Source organism: Nonomuraea solani (genome assembly GCF_900108335.1).
Taxonomy (GTDB): Bacteria; Actinomycetota; Actinomycetes; order Streptosporangiales; family Streptosporangiaceae; genus Nonomuraea; species Nonomuraea solani.
This window is the reverse complement of record NZ_FNVT01000013.1, coordinates 164,737-180,235: the sequence shown is the minus strand read 5'-3', so window position 1 is coordinate 180,235 and position 15,499 is coordinate 164,737. Positions and strand designations below refer to the sequence as shown.

The 15,499-nt window shown below is 69.8% G+C and carries 12 protein-coding genes; 8 read left to right on the top strand and 4 right to left on the bottom strand.

Features of this window, described 5'->3' with window-relative positions; all coding sequences use genetic code 11:
• Window positions 1-6 precede the first annotated feature (6 nt).
• Window positions 7-801 (bottom strand): hypothetical protein, encoded by a 795-nt coding sequence (locus C4V41_RS37640; protein WP_103960770.1) that lies wholly within the window; start codon window positions 799-801, stop codon window positions 7-9.
• A 347-nt stretch (window positions 802-1,148) separates the two neighbouring features.
• On the opposite strand from C4V41_RS37640, the gene sucC reads away from it, so the two are divergent.
• The 3 genes from sucC (at window position 1,149) to C4V41_RS37625 (ending at window position 4,995) form a co-directional block, all read left to right on the top strand.
• Window positions 1,149-2,330, top strand: coding sequence for an ADP-forming succinate--CoA ligase subunit beta (sucC, locus tag C4V41_RS37635; protein WP_103960769.1), 1,182 nt, complete (start codon window positions 1,149-1,151; stop codon window positions 2,328-2,330).
• 3 nt (window positions 2,331-2,333) lie between these two features.
• Window positions 2,334-3,209, top strand: a complete 876-nt coding sequence (gene sucD, locus C4V41_RS37630; RefSeq protein WP_103960768.1) for a succinate--CoA ligase subunit alpha — start codon at window positions 2,334-2,336, stop codon at window positions 3,207-3,209.
• A gap of 151 nt (window positions 3,210-3,360) precedes the next feature.
• Window positions 3,361-4,995, top strand: coding sequence for a cell division protein PerM (locus C4V41_RS37625; RefSeq protein WP_103960767.1), 1,635 nt, complete (start codon window positions 3,361-3,363; stop codon window positions 4,993-4,995).
• Between the two features lie 79 nt (window positions 4,996-5,074).
• Here the strand turns inward: C4V41_RS37625 and C4V41_RS37620 are convergent, their stop codons facing one another.
• Complete coding sequence (locus C4V41_RS37620; protein ID WP_235030627.1) at window positions 5,075-5,494, bottom strand: hypothetical protein; 420 nt, start codon at window positions 5,492-5,494, stop codon at window positions 5,075-5,077.
• 75 nt (window positions 5,495-5,569) lie between these two features.
• On the opposite strand from C4V41_RS37620, the gene purN reads away from it, so the two are divergent.
• The 3 genes from purN to C4V41_RS37605 all read left to right on the top strand — a co-directional run bounded on the left by purN (window position 5,570) and on the right by C4V41_RS37605 (window position 8,277).
• A complete protein-coding gene (gene purN / locus C4V41_RS37615; RefSeq protein WP_235030626.1) occupies window positions 5,570-6,199 on the top strand; it encodes a phosphoribosylglycinamide formyltransferase in 630 nt (209 codons plus the stop codon).
• On the top strand, window positions 6,196-7,752 hold the full coding sequence (gene purH / locus C4V41_RS37610) for a bifunctional phosphoribosylaminoimidazolecarboxamide formyltransferase/IMP cyclohydrolase (RefSeq protein WP_103960765.1): 1,557 nt from the start codon (window positions 6,196-6,198) through the stop codon (window positions 7,750-7,752). Before purN ends, purH begins: the two co-directional genes overlap by 4 nt.
• A 342-nt stretch (window positions 7,753-8,094) precedes the next feature.
• A complete protein-coding gene (locus C4V41_RS37605; RefSeq protein ID WP_103960764.1) occupies window positions 8,095-8,277 on the top strand; it encodes a hypothetical protein in 183 nt (60 codons plus the stop codon).
• Between the two features lie 150 nt (window positions 8,278-8,427).
• Here the strand turns inward: C4V41_RS37605 and C4V41_RS37600 are convergent, their stop codons facing one another.
• Window positions 8,428-9,825: an ROK family protein gene (locus C4V41_RS37600; RefSeq protein WP_235030625.1), complete on the bottom strand. Its 1,398-nt coding sequence runs from the start codon at window positions 9,823-9,825 to the stop codon at window positions 8,428-8,430.
• A gap of 403 nt (window positions 9,826-10,228) precedes the next feature.
• On the opposite strand from C4V41_RS37600, the gene C4V41_RS37595 reads away from it, so the two are divergent.
• Window positions 10,229-11,074 (top strand): bifunctional methylenetetrahydrofolate dehydrogenase/methenyltetrahydrofolate cyclohydrolase, encoded by an 846-nt coding sequence (locus tag C4V41_RS37595; RefSeq protein ID WP_103960763.1) that lies wholly within the window; start codon window positions 10,229-10,231, stop codon window positions 11,072-11,074.
• Window positions 11,075-11,322: 248 nt separating this feature from the next.
• Here the strand turns inward: C4V41_RS37595 and helR are convergent, their stop codons facing one another.
• A complete protein-coding gene (gene helR, locus C4V41_RS37590) occupies window positions 11,323-13,476 on the bottom strand; it encodes an RNA polymerase recycling motor ATPase HelR (protein WP_103960762.1) in 2,154 nt (717 codons plus the stop codon).
• A 789-nt stretch (window positions 13,477-14,265) separates the two neighbouring features.
• Between helR and C4V41_RS37585 the strand changes: the two genes are divergently transcribed.
• The gene (locus C4V41_RS37585; RefSeq protein ID WP_103960761.1) at window positions 14,266-15,492 is read left to right on the top strand and encodes a cytochrome P450; all 1,227 of its coding nucleotides are present in this window, start codon (window positions 14,266-14,268) and stop codon (window positions 15,490-15,492) included.
• The last annotated feature ends 7 nt before the right edge of the window (window positions 15,493-15,499 follow it).

Below are 15,499 nucleotides of genomic sequence, written 5' to 3'. Positions count from 1 at the left end.
CAAGGCCTAGCGGGCGCCGCCGAACGAGTTCAGCGAGCCGTCCGGGATTTCCTGCGGCACCGAGGAGTCGGACCCGAGGTCGTCGAAGTCGATCACTTCGTCCGCGGGCGGAGCCTTGATCGTGATCTTGGCGCCCCAGCCCGTGAAACGGGTGCTGATGGCCGACGTGCTCTTCCCGAGGATGCCGAAGTCCAGCGTGTATTCGCTGCGAATCCCCGTGACCAGGCCCTTGGAGTCGACCCCGAGCGCGTAGGAGATCTTGATCTTGCTCAGCTTCTTGTCGACGGTCTCGCCGTAGAGCTTGGACATCGTGCCGAAGCTGATCGAGCCCCGGTACGTCCCGCCCTTGAAGCTCTTGGCCTGCGAGACGAGCGTCTTCAGCACCTTGGGCTCGAAGATGTCGAGCGGCTGGCCGCTGAGGCGCGGGTCGGCCTGCCCCGGGTAGCGCACCCACTTCTTGCCCTCGGGCAGGTCCTGGCTGAACACGTCGCCCTGGGCGTAGCTGCTGCCGCCCACCACGATCATCCGGGGCGGCACGAACGCGGATTTCGCGCCCTTGGCGCGCACTTCGCCGGCGACGACACCCTTTTTGCCGAACTCCAGCGTGCCGGTCCTGCTCAGGATGGCGGTCGTTTTCCCGTCCGACCGTGTACGAACGGCTTCCGAGAATCGCACTCCGTGTCCGGCCACGTACTGCTTTTTCAATGCCTTCGACGGATCCGCCGGCGCGGCCTGCGCGGGCGTGGCCGTGATGAGCGCGGCCGACGACGCCAGCGCCAGGCCTGCGAGAATTCGCTTCATAGGTTTCCTTTGATGCAAAGAAGAGGGGCTAAGTTTGCCGATAGAAGATCACGAAGTTATATCGAGCATCGGTGCGTACGGCGTCTAATCGGTGCAATTTCCGTGCAGGGGCCGTCCTGGAGAAGTGAGATCACCGTCACATAGTGGGAGAACCGCTACCCGATGACCTGGGCAGGTCAAGCTTCGGGCTAGGCTTCACTGGCGGAAACGCCCGGCACGCACCCCTGAACGCAGGAGCTCGCCGTGAGAGAGCGAGGAACGACGCTACCGAGCGGCGAGCGGACGCGACCGTCAGCGCAGTTGACCGGGCCGTCGAACATCAGTCGGATAAGCAAGGACGGACCCTCGTGGACCTGTTCGAACATCAGGCGAAGGAGCTCTTCGCTGACTACGGCATCCCGGTGCCACGCGGCATCGTCGCCCACACCGTGGAGGAGGTGCGGTCGGCCGCTGAGCAGCTGACTGGCCGCGTTGTCGTCAAGGCCCAGGTCAAGACCGGTGGCCGAGGCAAGGCGGGCGGCGTGAAGGTGGCCGACGACGCCGCCGACGCCGTCGGCAAGGCCGAGGCCATCCTCGGCATGGACATCAAGGGCCACACGGTCCACAAGGTGCTCGTGGAGGAGGCCAGCGCGATCGCGGAGGAATACTACTTCTCCTTCCTGCTCGACCGCGCGAACCGTACCTTCCTCGCCATCTGCTCCGCCGCGGGCGGCATGGACATCGAAGAGGTCGCCCACAGCGCGCCCGAGAAGGTCGCCAAGGTGCCGGTGTCGGCGCTGACCGGCATCGACCGCGCGAAGGCCCGCGAGATCGCGGTGGCCGGCGGCCTGCCCGAGAAGTCGCTCGACGGCGCCGCCGAGCTCATCGAGAAGCTCTGGTGCTGCTTCGTTGACGAGGACGCCACGCTCGTCGAGGTCAACCCGATGATCCTGTCGGCCGACGGCCAGGTCAAGGCCCTTGACGGCAAGGTCACGCTCGACGAGAACGCCTCCTTCCGCCAGGCCGACCACGAGGCCCTGGCCGACAAGGCCGCCGAGGACCCGCTCGAGGCCAAGGCCAAGGAGAAGGACCTCAACTACGTCAAGCTCGAGGGCAACGTCGGCATCATCGGCAACGGCGCCGGCCTGGTCATGTCCACGCTCGACGTGGTGGCCTACGCCGGTGAGGCCTTCCCCGGCAAGCCGTCTCCCGCCAACTTCCTCGACATCGGCGGCGGCGCCTCGGCCGAGGTCATGGCCGCGGGCCTGGAGATCATCCTCTCCGACCCGAGCGTCAAGTCGATCTTCGTGAACGTCTTCGGCGGCATCACCGCCTGCGACGCCGTCGCCAACGGCATCGTCTCGGCGTTCAAGCTGCTCGAAAGCCGTGGCGAGGCCGTGACCCACCCGCTGGTGGTCCGCCTCGACGGCAACAACGCCCTGCTCGGGCGCCAGATCCTGGCCGACGCCGCGCTCCCGCGCGTCGAGCTGGTAGACACGATGGACGACGCGGCCAAGCGCGCCGCCGAGCTCGCTGCGGTAGGTGCGTGACCCATGGCCATCTGGTTGACTGAGAACAGCAAGATCATCGTTCAGGGCATGACCGGCGGCGAGGGCACCAAGCACACCCGCCGCATGCTCGCCTCCGGCGCCCGCGTCGTGGGCGGTGTCAACGCCCGCAAGGCCGGCACCACGCACGAGGGCCTGCCCGTGTTCGGGACGGTCAAGGAGGCGATGGAGCAGACCGGCGCCGACGTGTCGGTCGTGTTCGTGCCACCGGCGTTCACCAAGGACGCGGTCAAGGAGGCCATCGACGCCGAGATCCCGCTCGTCGTCGTGATCACCGAGGGCGTGCCCGTCCACGACTCCACGGAGTTCTGGGCCTACGCCGTCGACAAGGGCAACAAGACCCGCATCATCGGTCCCAACTGCCCCGGCATCGCCTCGCCCGGCGCCTCCAACGCCGGCATCATCCCCGCCGACATCACCACCGCCGGCCGCATCGGCCTGGTCTCGAAGTCGGGCACGCTGACCTACCAGCTCATGTACGAGCTGCGCGACTTCGGTTTCTCGACCGCGGTCGGCATCGGCGGCGACCCCGTCATCGGCACCACGCACATCGACGCCCTCCAGGCATTCCAGGAGGACCCGGGCACCGACGCCATCGTGATGATCGGTGAGATCGGCGGCGACGCCGAGGAGCGGGCGGCCGCCTACATCGAGCAGCACGTCAGCAAGCCGGTCGTCGCCTACGTGGCGGGCTTCACCGCCCCCGAGGGCAAGACGATGGGCCACGCCGGCGCCATCGTGTCCGGCTCGGCCGGCACCGCGCAGGCCAAGAAGGAGGCCCTGGAGAAGGTCGGCGTCCGCGTCGGCAAGACCCCCTCCGAGACGGCCCGCCTCATGCGCGAGATCATGCAGGCGCGCTGACCGCTTCTTTCCGAAAGGGCCCCGTGTGCATACGCGGGGCCCTTTCGTGTGCCGCCCGTCACAAGGAAAGGCAGAGGAGTGGGCACAAAGTAGTCATCCAGCGGCGCGTCAACCAAGCGCTGGTCGGGAAACCTTGAGAAAATCGCCTACTGTGACGGCGATTCTCGACCAGTTGCGTGCTGCCCCCCGGTCAGTGCTCGGCAAGCTCCCCGGGGTCTCGAGCGACGACGACGATTCGAGACGGCCGCTGCCGGTGTCAGGGATGCTGGCCGCCGCCGTCACGCTCGGCGTCGGCCTGGCCGCCCTCACCACCCTCACCCTGGTCGGCTGGATCGCCGCGCCACGCGGCACGCTGGGCGCCGGATTGCCGGGCGTCTTCCGTACGGCGGCGCAGCTCTGGCTGGCCGCTCACCACGCCGGGTTCGCGATCCCCAGCGGTCGTGTCGGGTTGCTGCCCCTCGGGCTGACGATCCTGCCCGCCGTCCTGCTCTACCGCGCCGGGCGATGGATGGCCCGCGACGCCGACCTGCGGCTGCGGCTGCCCGCCCGGCTGCCCAAGAACAGCCCGAAGGAGCAGGCGGGGGCCCGGCGCAAGGCCCAGCTCGTCGTGGTGGTGCAGGCGGGGGTGTCGCTGGCGGCCCCGTACGCGCTGCTGGCGGGTCTGATCGCGCTCGTGGCGAGCAACGAGATCACGCAGCCGTTCATCGGCGAGGCGCTGCTCAGCCACTTCGTCCTGGCGTTCCTGGCGGGCTCGCTGGCCACGGCGCGGATGATCGGGCCCTGGCGGGTGATGCTGCGCCTGCTGCCCGAGCGCGTACGCGCCCTGACGGTCGGCACCGCCGTCGCCACGGCCGTGCTGCTGGTGGCCGGGCTCGCGCTGGTGCTGATCGCGTTCGTCCTGAACTTCGGGCAGGTCAAGGAGCTGTCCGATGTGCTCTCGCCCGGGTTCGTGGGCGGGGTGCTGCTGGCGCTGCTGCAACTGCTCTACCTGCTCAACGCCGTCATCTGGGCCTTCTCCTATATCGCCGGGCCAGGGTTCGCCATCGGCGCCGACACCCTGGTCGCGCCCACGGGGGTGCAGCTCGGCACGGTGCCGAGCTTGCCGCTGCTGGGGGCACTGCCGGAGAGCGGGCCGGTGCCGGCGTTGATGATGGCGGTGATCGCGGTCCCGTTCGCGGCGGGGGCCGTGGCCGGGGTGATGGTGGCGAGGATCTCGCCGTCGCCGTCGTATGAGGCCGCGCCGCTGTGGGGGTTCCTCACCGGGGTCTCGACCGGGCTCGTGGCGGGGGCGCTGGCGGCGCTGTCCGGCGGGCCCATCGGTGGCGGGCGGCTGGCCGCGATCGGGCCGTCGCCCTGGGAGGTGGCGCTGTCGGTGGCGCTCGAGGTCGGCGTGGCCGCGGGCATCTCCGCGGGCGTGGCCAACCTGCTGCTGCTCAACAAGCGCGCCCGGGCGCCGCTCGATAAGGCCGCCGCTCCGGTACGCAAGGCGGGCGCGGCCATCGCCAAGGCGGCGAGCAAGGTGGGGCTGGCCGAGTCGGACCCGCGTCCGCTGCCCGGCCACTGGATGGACGCCACCGAGGCCGACACGCAGGAGATCCCGGTCATCAGGGACGACTGGCAGGACGAGCACGCCTCGGCGGAGGCGGAGACCCTGGCCCAGGCCCGGCCGCGCCTGGCCGAGCCGGACCCGTCGCCGCGACCACCGCGCAAGGACATCGTGGACGAGTCGGACGACCGTGGCGGCCACGTCATCTACGTCGACCCGTACGCCTGGGACCGCGACTGAAGCCCAGGGGGCTCAGCCCGCCTGACGCCTTTGCCGGTCCCGGGCAGGCGCTGAGCCCGCCCGGGACCTCAGCCCTTCACTACGGCTGCATGGCTCCGAGCACTTCCAGCACGTCGGGCGGAAGCTTGCGCTGCGCCGCGTCTCTGAACTGGGTGAAGCACTCACCCTGGGACGAAACCGTGCCCGCCCCCTTCATGCACTCCTGGTAGGCCGAGTATTCGTCCATGAGATAGAGCTGCATCCCCGTGGCCATGGCCGACAGGGCCAGTGCGATCGAGGAGACGGTGATGCCGCCCACGGCCATTCCCGTGGGCCTGCCCGCGCCCTTCAGCAGCGGCAGCGCGCGGATCCCCGCCATGAGCGCGAACAGCGCCATCACCAGGCCGGCGAGCGGCAGCATGAACGTCATGGCCAGCGCTGCGATGGACAACCAGATCGCTCGGCGGCCCGCTGAATCCGCGGGCTGCTGGCCTGCCGGTGCCTTCACCGGTGTCGACACCTGACCTCCTCTGCGTCGCCGGACGTTGAACAGATACCCTGTGACCCCCACCCTCGTTTCCTCTTTGGAGTGTGCGTGTCAAAGGCTGGGCGGCTAGTCGTCCTCGTCTCCGGCTCTGGAACCAACCTACAGGCCCTGCTGGACGCTTCTGCCGATCCGTCGTATGGCGCTCGCGTGGTCGCGGTCGGTGCCGACAGGGACGGGATCGAAGGGCTGGCCAGGGCATCGAGGGCCGATGTCCCGACTTTTGTTGAAAAATTGCGCGATTATGCGACGCGAACCGACTGGGACGCCGCGATCGCCGCCAAGATCGCCGAGTACGAGCCCGACCTGGTCGTGTCCGCCGGCTTCATGAAGATCCTCGGCCCGCCGACACTCACGGCCTTCCCCCTGCTCAACACCCACCCGGCGCTGCTGCCGTCGTTCCCCGGCGCCCACGGCGTGCGCGACGCGCTGGCCCACGGCGTCAAGGTGACCGGCTGCACGGTCATGCTGGCCGACGCGGGCGTCGACACGGGGCCGATCGTGGCGCAGGAGGCGGTGCCCGTGCTCCCGGGCGACGACGAGGCGGGCCTGCACGAGCGCATCAAGACCGTCGAGCGCCGCCTGCTCGTCGACATCGTCGGCCGGATGGCCCGCGAGGGCTGGACGGTCAGCGGACGTACCGTCCGAATCGGCAACCACACAGGAGGGGAATCCACGTGACACGCATCGCCATCCGGCGCGCGCTGATCGCTGTTTACGACAAGTCCGGGCTCGAAGAGCTGGCCAGAGCCCTCGACGGCGCTGGCGTGGAGATCGTCTCGACCGGCGGTACGGCCGCCGCGATCTCGTCCTTCGGGATCCCGGTGACGAAGGTGGAGCAGCTCACCGGGTTCCCCGAGTGTCTCGACGGGCGGGTCAAGACGCTGCACCCGCGCGTACACGCCGGGCTGCTGGCCGACGTCACCAAGCCGCACCACGTGGCCCAGCTCGACGAGCTGGAGATCGACCCGTTCCAGCTCGTCGTGGTCAACCTCTACCCGTTCCAGGAGACGGTGGCCTCCGGGGCGTCCGGTGCGGAGTGCGTCGAGCAGATCGACATCGGCGGGCCCGCGATGATCCGTGGCGCCGCCAAGAACCACAACACCTGCGCCGTCGTGGTCGACCCCGGCTTCTACGACGACGTGCGCGCCGCGCTGGCCGAGGGCGGGTTCACGCTGGTCGAGCGGCGCCGGCTCGCGGGCATCGCGTACGCGCACACGGCCTCGTACGACGTGGCCGTGGCGAACTGGTTCGCGGGGACGTACGTGAACGAGGACGAGAACGAGAACGAGTTCCCCGGTTTCACCGGCGCCGCCTACCAGCGCAAGGCCGCGCTGCGCTACGGCGAGAACCCGCACCAGCGCGCCGCCCTCTACACGGGCGGCACCGGCGGTGGCCTGGCCAACGCCGAGCAGTTGCACGGCAAGGAGATGTCGTACAACAACTACCTCGACTCCGACGCCGCCTGGCGCGCGGCCTGGGACTTCTCCGAGCCCTGCGTGGCCATCATCAAGCACCAGAACCCTTGCGGCATCGCGATCGGCGCCGACGTGGCCGAGGCGCACCGGAAGGCGCACGCGTGCGACCCGGTGTCGGCGTACGGGGGTGTGATCGCCGTCAACCGTACGGTCACCGTTGAGCTGGCCCGCCAGATCAAAGACGTGTTCACCGAGGTCGTCATCGCGCCCGGCTTCGACGCGGAGGCGCTGGAGGTGCTGCGCGAGAAGAAGAACCTGCGCCTGCTGCTCTGCCCGCAGGGCCCGGCGGACGCGACCGAGTTCCGCAGGATCGACGGCGGCCTGCTGGTGCAGAGCGTCGACCGCGTGGACGCCTCCGGCGACTCCTCGGCGCAGTGGGAGCTTAAGACGGGTGCGCCCGCCTCGCCGGAGGTGCTGGCGGACCTGGAGTTCGCCTGGCGCGCCTGCCGCTCGGTGAAGTCGAACGCCATCCTGCTGGCCAGTGACGGGGCGACCGTGGGCGTGGGCATGGGCCAGGTCAACCGCGTGGACTCGTGTCGCCTCGCGGTCACCAGGGCGGGGGAGCGGGTGGGGGGCGCGGTGGCGGCCTCGGACGCGTTCTTCCCGTTCCCGGACGGGCTGGAGGTGCTGACGGAGGCGGGCGTACGCGCGATCGTCGAGCCCGGCGGCTCCATCCGCGACGACCTGGTCATCGAGGCGGCGGAGAAGGCGGGCATCACCCTCTACTTCACCGGCACCCGCCACTTCTTCCACTGACCAGCCACAATCACACACCGACCAGGCGCTGATCACGCACCGCTCAGCGCCTGATCGCCGCCGCCCACCGGCTGACCGTGCGCGCCGCTCAGTCGCTGACCACCCGCCGCCGATCACCCACCGATCAGGGGCCAGGTCACCTCACCGATCAGGGCCCTGATCGGTCAGCGATCAGGGCCGATCGCGCGCCGACCAGGGGGCCGATTGGCCGCCGCTCGGCGCCTGATCAGCCATAAAGGGCGACATGGCCAACATGTCGCCCTTTATCCGTTTTTGCGACGATCACTATCCAGCTCGGGTTACCCTGAACTTTCCTCGCTCCCTGCACTCCGGAGATCCCCTATGGCGCTCGACGCGATCCTGCACGGCTTCGTCACCATGAACGGCCTGGCCACCAGCCCCATCGTTCTCCTGGTCCTCGCCTTCATCGGCGCCTACCTCGGCAGCCGCGTCGTAGAAGTCATCCCCTTCACCCGCCGCATCATCGAGCGCCGCGAGGCCCAGGCCGCCGCCGAACGCGAGTAGCCCCTTCCGCACGCTCCGCCATCCGGCCCGCCACATGGCAAACCGGAGCCACGGCCGTAGTCGTCGCGACAGAGCGCGCTGAACCGCGCTTCCACCTTCCGATGGCCGACGGCCGTCCTCCCACCCCCCGATTACGAGCACACGACAAGATCAGCTTGATGGTCGGATCGCCTGCCAGGCCAGGTTCGCCGCCCCGGCCAGCCCGGCGCGTACCCCCAAGGTGCTCTGTTTGACCTGGACCACCCTGACGAAATCGAGCCCGGCGACATCGTCGAACGCCCGCCTCAAGGGGTCGAACAGGATGTCACCCGCCGCCGACACGCCGCCTCCGATGACCACGGTCGTGACCTCGGCAGCGGCGGCGGTGGACGCGATCATGCCCGCCAGCGCCCTGGCACCCCGCTCGAACGCCGCCACCGCGACCGGATGCCCCTCAGCGGCATCCCTCGCCAACGCCCGAGCATCCACCTTCACCTCGGTACGCTCTACGGCCCCGTCACGTCCAACGACCCCATCGCGCTCTGCGACCTCGTCGCGTCTGACGGCGGCTCCATCGCCTTCTGCGGTCCTGTCGCGTTCGACGATCCCATCGCCCTCTGTGGCCCTGTCGCGTCTGACGGCGGCTCCATCGCCTTCTGTAGTCCTGTCGCGTTCGACGGCCCCACCGCCTTCTGTGGCCCCGTCACGTCCGACGATCCCATCGCCTTCTGCGGTCCTGCCGCGCCCGACAGTCCCATCACGCTCTGCGGCGCTGCCACGGTCGAGGGCCGCGTCGCGCTCGACGACCCCGTCGCGCTCAACGCTCCCGTCCCGTCCAGCGCCCCCGTTTCGCCCGGCAACTCCGACACCTGCTGGGGAGCCGTCGTAAGCTCTGCCATCGCCGCTGAGATGAGGTTGCTGAGCCCCCGGGACGGTGGGTTCGCTTGCGTGAAGGGCGGGGGCCTGCCTGGGCTCGGCGGCGGTGGCGGGTGACCAGCCGTTTTCCAGGGCCCAGCGGACCATGTTGGGGCCGCTGGCGTAGCGCTCCACGCAGCCCCGGCCGCCGCATTCGCAGCGCTCGCCGTAAGGGTCGATGCTCATGTGCCCGACATGTCCGGCGTTTCCGGTGGGGCCCAGGAGTGGGGCGCCGTCGATCACCAGGCCGCCGCCGATGCCGGTCGACACGACGATGCCCAGCAGCGACGAGCAGCCGCGCCCCGCCCCCAGCCAGTGCTCCCCGAGTGCGAAGCACTGGGCGTCGCCCGCGAGCATGGTCGGGAGGCCGGTCAACTTGCGCACCTCGTCGCGCAGGGGGAACTTGCGCCAACTGGGCATGTTCACCGGGCTCACGGTCCCCGTGGCGAGGTCGAGCGGGCCCGCGCAGCCGATGCCGACGGCCTGGGGTGGCGGGCCGCCGTCCAGCACCTCGGCTATGAGGGCCGCGAGAACGGACATGACGTCCGCAGGCGGTGTTGGCCGGGTGGCGGAACGCAAGATGGAACCGGCCTCGTCCACCAGCGCGGCGGCGAGCTTGGTTCCTCCGATGTCAATGGCGAGTACGCAGGTCATCAATGTGTGTGGGGGTTGTCGGGCCGGCCAGGACGGTCGGCGAACTCGGAGCCGGGGACAAGAGGCGAGGGGCTGGGAGCGTATCCCTTGCCGCGCGGATCCGGAGACGGCCCGAGGGCTTCGCGTGGCGGCTCTGCGTTGGAGGCCGCGAGTGGGTTGGCCGGCCGGGCGGATGGTGGGCGGAAAGGCAAGGGGAGACCTCCGGGCATGTGTTGGTGGCGCGACGTAACACTAAGCCCTTCCAAGATCAATGACAACGATGTCAGTGGTGGCCTGTGGATAACTCGGGGGTGGCTGCCTGGCCACTGTGGATAACCTGTGCGGTCGTGCTCATAACCATGCTCATGGCAGGGCCTGTGCGGGTCGGTGCCGGGGGCCTGGGAGGGCATGGAAGGATTGCGCCATGAGCGCTGTGAAACTCGATGGCAAGGCCACCGCCGCCAAGATCAAGGCAGACCTCACGGCCAGGGTGGCCGCGCTCAAGGAGCGCGGCATCACGCCCGGTCTGGGGACCGTCCTCGTGGGCGACGACCCCGGCAGCCAGATCTACGTCGCCGGTAAACACCGCGACTGCGCCGAGGTGGGCATCGCCTCCATCCGCGTCGATCTGCCGGCGACCGCCTCCCAGGCCGACGTCGAGGCGGCCATCGACGAGCTCAACGCCTCACCCGCGTGCACCGGCTACATCGTCCAGCTCCCGCTGCCCAGGCAGCTCGACACGATGGCTCTCCTTGAGCGCATCGACCCCGCCAAGGACGCCGATGGCCTGCACCCGGTCAACCTCGGCCGTCTCGTTCACATGGTCGACGCCCCGCTCCCGTGTACGCCGCACGGCATCGTGCTACTCCTCCAGGAATACGGTGTCCCCATCAAGGGCGCCGACGTGGTCGTGGTCGGCCGTGGCATCACGGTGGGTCGTTCGCTGGGCCTGCTGCTGACCCGCCGCAGCGAGAACGCCACCGTCACCCTCTGCCACACCGGCACCCAGGACCTGGCCGCCCACGTACGCAGGGCGGACATCGTGGTGGCGGCGGCCGGCGTGCCTGAGCTCATCAAGCGCGACATGGTCAAGCCCGGCGCGGCCGTACTGGATGTCGGGGTGTCCCGCGTGGACGGCAAGATCGCCGGTGACGTGGCGCCGGACGTGGAGGAGGTCGCCGGGTTCCTCACACCCAACCCCGGCGGCGTCGGCCCCATGACCCGCGCCCTGCTGCTGTCCAACGTCGTGGAGGCCGCAGAACTCCAGTAACGGCCCAACCAGGCGGCAGCGGCCCAGCCAGGCGGCTGCCCCACCAGGCGGCAGCGACCCGGCCGGGCGGCTGCCCAGCCCGGCGGTAGTGGCTCAGCCGGGCATCGCGGGCGCGCCGATCTAGAGGACGGTCGGTGCGCGACCGCCGGTGCGGGGCTAGAGGGCGTGCTGACAGGTGGCCGCCGGTGTGCGGGGCATGGTGCCAATGCGATGCCAAAGCCCCCGCACACCCGTAGCCGCTCCGGCTGTCAGGAGCTGGTGAGGATGACGAGCTGCTGGGTCGCTCGCGTCATGGCGACATACCGATCCACCGCCCCCTCGATCCCCTCGCCGAACTTCTCCGGATCGATGAGGACGACCAGGTCGAACTCCAGCCCCTTCGACAGCTCCGGAGTCAGCGACCGGACACGAGAGGTCGTCTCGAACGTGGGATCCCCGATGACGCAGGCGATCCCATCGGCGTTCGCGGCGAGCCACGTGTCCAGGATCGAGTGGAGCTCCGAAACGGATCCGTGAACGACCGGGATGTCGTTGCTGCGGATGGAGGTCGGTACGTTGGCGTCCGGCAGCGCGGCCCGGATGACCGGCTCGGCCGCCGCCATGATCTCCTCCGGCGTCCGGTAGTTGATGCTCAGCGAGGCCAGGTTGATCCGGTCGAGCCCGACCCGCTCCAGCCGCTCCTGCCACGACTCCGTGAACCCGTGCCTGGCCTGGGCGCGGTCGCCCACGATGGTGAAGCTCCTGGACGGGCACCGGAGCAGCAGCATCTGCCACTCCGCGTCCGTCAGTTCCTGGGCCTCGTCCACCACGATGTGCGCGAACGGGCCCGCGAGCTGGTCCGGTTCGGTGCCGGGCGCCGTGGTCTCCTCGACCAGGGAGTTCTGGATGTCCTCTCCGCGCAGCATCGTCACCAGGCCCTCACCGTCGTGATCGGACTCGATCAGGGCGTCGACGACCTTGTTCATCTTCTCGCGCTCGGCGGCGAGGTCGGCCTTGTGCCGGCGCTTGCGCCGTGCCGCCTCCGGGTCGCCGAGCCGCAGCCGGGCCGCGTCCAGGAGCGGCAGGTCGGACACCGTCCACGCCTGGGCGTCCGCGCGCTGCAGCAGCCGGATCTCGTCGGTGCTGAGCCAGGGGGCGCACTTCCGCAGATAGGCGGGCACCGTCCACAGGTCTCCGACCAGGTCGGCCGCCTCGATCAGCGGCCACGCGCGGTTGAAGGTCTTGAGCAGCTCCCTGTTCCGCAGCAGTGACTTGCGGAGCAGGTCGGGTGAGGCCTCGTCGTCATCGTGTTTGTCCAGCAGGATCGTGAGCAGTTCCTCCCAGATCTGGTCGCGCGCCTCGTTGTGCGGAGTGCCGGGTTCGGCCGCGTCGAACGCCTCGGCCCAGTCCTCGGGGCTCAGCCAGATGTCGGAAAAGTGGGTGGTGACCGTCATGCCCTTGGTGGGCGGGTTCTCATAGAACCGGACGGCCGGCTCGATCGCCTTCACCAGCTCCGCGGACGACTTCAGCCGGGCCACCTCCGGGTCGGTCTCGACCGCCGCCCCGCCTCCCTCGGCGACGAGGTCCCGCAGAGTGCAGGTCTGTACGCCCTCCTCCCCGAGACTGGGCAGGACGTCGGCGACATAGGCCAGGTACGGCTGGTGCGGACCGACGAACAGCACCCCGCCCCGCCGGTGACCGAGACGAGGGTCGGAGTAGAGCAGGTACGCGGAGCGGTGCAGAGCGACGACGGTCTTCCCCGTACCAGGACCGCCGTCCACGACGAGAGCCCCACGGGACCCCGCGCGGATGATGGCGTCCTGGTCGGCCTGGATGGTGCCGAGTACGTCCCGCATCCGCGGCGACCGGTTGCCGCCCAGGCTGGCGATGAAGGCGGACTGGTCGTCGAGCGCGGCGGCGTGCCCCTCGAACCCGTCCGAGGTGAACACCTCGTCCCAGTAGTCGCTGATCCGGCCCCGGGTCCAGCGGTATCTGCGGCGGCTGGCCAGACCCATCGGGTTGCCGTGGGTGGCGCCGAAGAACGGCTCGGCCGCGGGGGAGCGCCAGTCGAGCAGCAGCCGGCGGCCGGTGCTGTCCGTGAGGCCGAGCCGCCCGACGTACACGGGCTCGGGGTCGTCCGCGCTGACCATGTGCCCGAGACACAGGTCGAGGCCGAAGCGGCGCAGGGCGCGCAGGCGAGCGGTCAGCCGGTGGATCTCCAGATCACGATCCATCGCCTGCCGGCCGATGCCGCCGGGCGACTTGCGCTCGGCGTCGAGGCGGTCGGACAGCTCGGCGATCGACTGCTCAAGGCTCTCCGCGATGGCCGCGAAGTGCTGTACGTCGCGGGCGATCAGCGCCGGGTCCGCCTTGGGGGCGAGGTGGTCGGGAAGGTCGAACGCGCTGGTGGTCAGCGAATTCACGTTATTGGCTCCGATCTAAGGTCGCTTGCGACCGTTGCGCGTGGCAAGTCGTGATGAATCTGGTGGCCGGGACGCCTGTGCGGGAGCGCACGCGGGTACGGGCGGCTCGACGTCGCCGCGCGACCCGTACATCGACGACAGCACCCGCACTCCGACCCCCATTTCCGCAGGTTCTGGCTCCGGGCGACGATTCTGCGGCATGACCCGGGTCTTGTGGCAAGCCCCCCGGTGCGCTATACGTTGAGAGTGGAAAGGAGTGGTTAATCCCCTTTCCAAGCAATCCCTGGGTCCCGGGCGGCGATCGCCCGCCCATTGACGTGGCGCAGTCACTGCGCACGGCCGCCGATCTGGTCCCCGGGCGAGTCAGGTCATTCCGCGGCCAAGGTACGAGACTACCTCCACCAGGGCGAATGGGAGATCGCGCTCGCCATCTCGCAGGACTTCGACGGCGTCGAACGGCAGCCGGTGCGGTACCGGTCCCCGCCTGCGGCCGTTGTGGTCCATCGGCCGTCCCGAGCCGGTACGCGGATACGTACCCCATGTGGGTCTCATCCAGGTCGAAGGCGCTCCGCGGATCGAGCCGGGAGCACGTGGCCGGATCCGGATCTGCGCCCTCCAAGTCCAGAACCGGCGGCACCTCGTGATCACCATGCACGAAGCCCGGCCCGTGGCCGGGGTCGCGACGATCACGAGAATCCACTTCCCGTCCTGAGCAGGCAGCCCCGCCCGCGATTGACATATTGACCCCAGGTCATTATTAATGACCTAAGGTCAACAAAGGAGCGCGGCATGAGCCACCCGTCCGGTATCCAGCTCGTCGGCAAGCTGCTCGACCCCGCGTCGAGAGCCGACCCGTACCCGATCTACGCGGAGTTCCGCGCCCGCGGCCCCGTATGGGTCGAGGAGATGTCCACGTTGGTGGTGACCAGCTACCGCGACTGCGAGATCCTGCTGCGCGACCAGCGCCTCAGCGCCGAACGCGGGCGGTTCTTCCAGGCCGATCAGACCGACCCGTTCCCCGCCGACGCGCCGGCCTCGGTAAGGCGGCCCTGGTTCCTGTCCCTTGATCCTCCCGACCACACCCGGCTGCGGCGCCTGGTCAGCAGCGCGTTCACCGCCAGGGCCGTCGCCCGCATGGAGACCCCCGTCGCGCGGCTGGTCGACGACTTGATCGATCGCGCGGCCGAGCGGGAGACGTTCGACGTGGTGGCCGGCCTCGCCTACTCCCTGCCGGTGACGGTCATCTGCCGGATGCTCGGCGTCCCGCAGGCCGACGAGCGGCTCTTCCACGGGTGGTCCGCGCAGCTCACCCGGCTGCTCGACGGCTTCTCCGACCCGGGCGGCCAGAACGAGTGGGTGGGAGGCATGGTCGAGATGCACCGGTACGTCAACGAGCTCGTCGCCGACCGGCGCAAGAGCCCGCGAGGCGACGACCTGATCTCCGAGCTGCTCGCCGCGGAGGACGGCGGTGACGTGCTCGGCCACGACGAACTGGTCTCCACGATCGTGCTGCTGCTGGTGGCCGGGCACGAGACGACGGTCAACCTGATCGCCAACGGCGTGCTCGCGCTGCTACGGAACCCCGGCCACCTCGCCGCCCTGCGCGCTGACCCCGGCATGGCGCCCGCCGTCGTCGAGGAGACCCTGCGCTACGACCCGCCCGTCCACCTCACCGCCCGGGTGGCCGGTGAGGACCTGCTCGTCGGGCAGGCGAAGGCGCCCGAGGGCAGCCTGGTCATCCTGCTGCTGGCCGCGGCCCACCGGGACCCGGAGGCGAACCAGGACCCGGACCGGTTCGACCCGTCCCGCCCACAGGTGCGCCACCTGGGCTTCAGCGCCGGCCCGCACTTCTGCCTCGGCGCACCCCTGGCCAGGCTCGAAGGCCGGCTGGCGCTGACCGCGTTCGCCCGGCGCGTACGGGAACCCGAGCTCGTCGCCGACCCGCCGTACCGGGAGCACATCAACCTGCGCGGCGTCAGCGAACTCCGCGTCTCCCACGCCGGGGTGGTCGGCTAACCTGGTG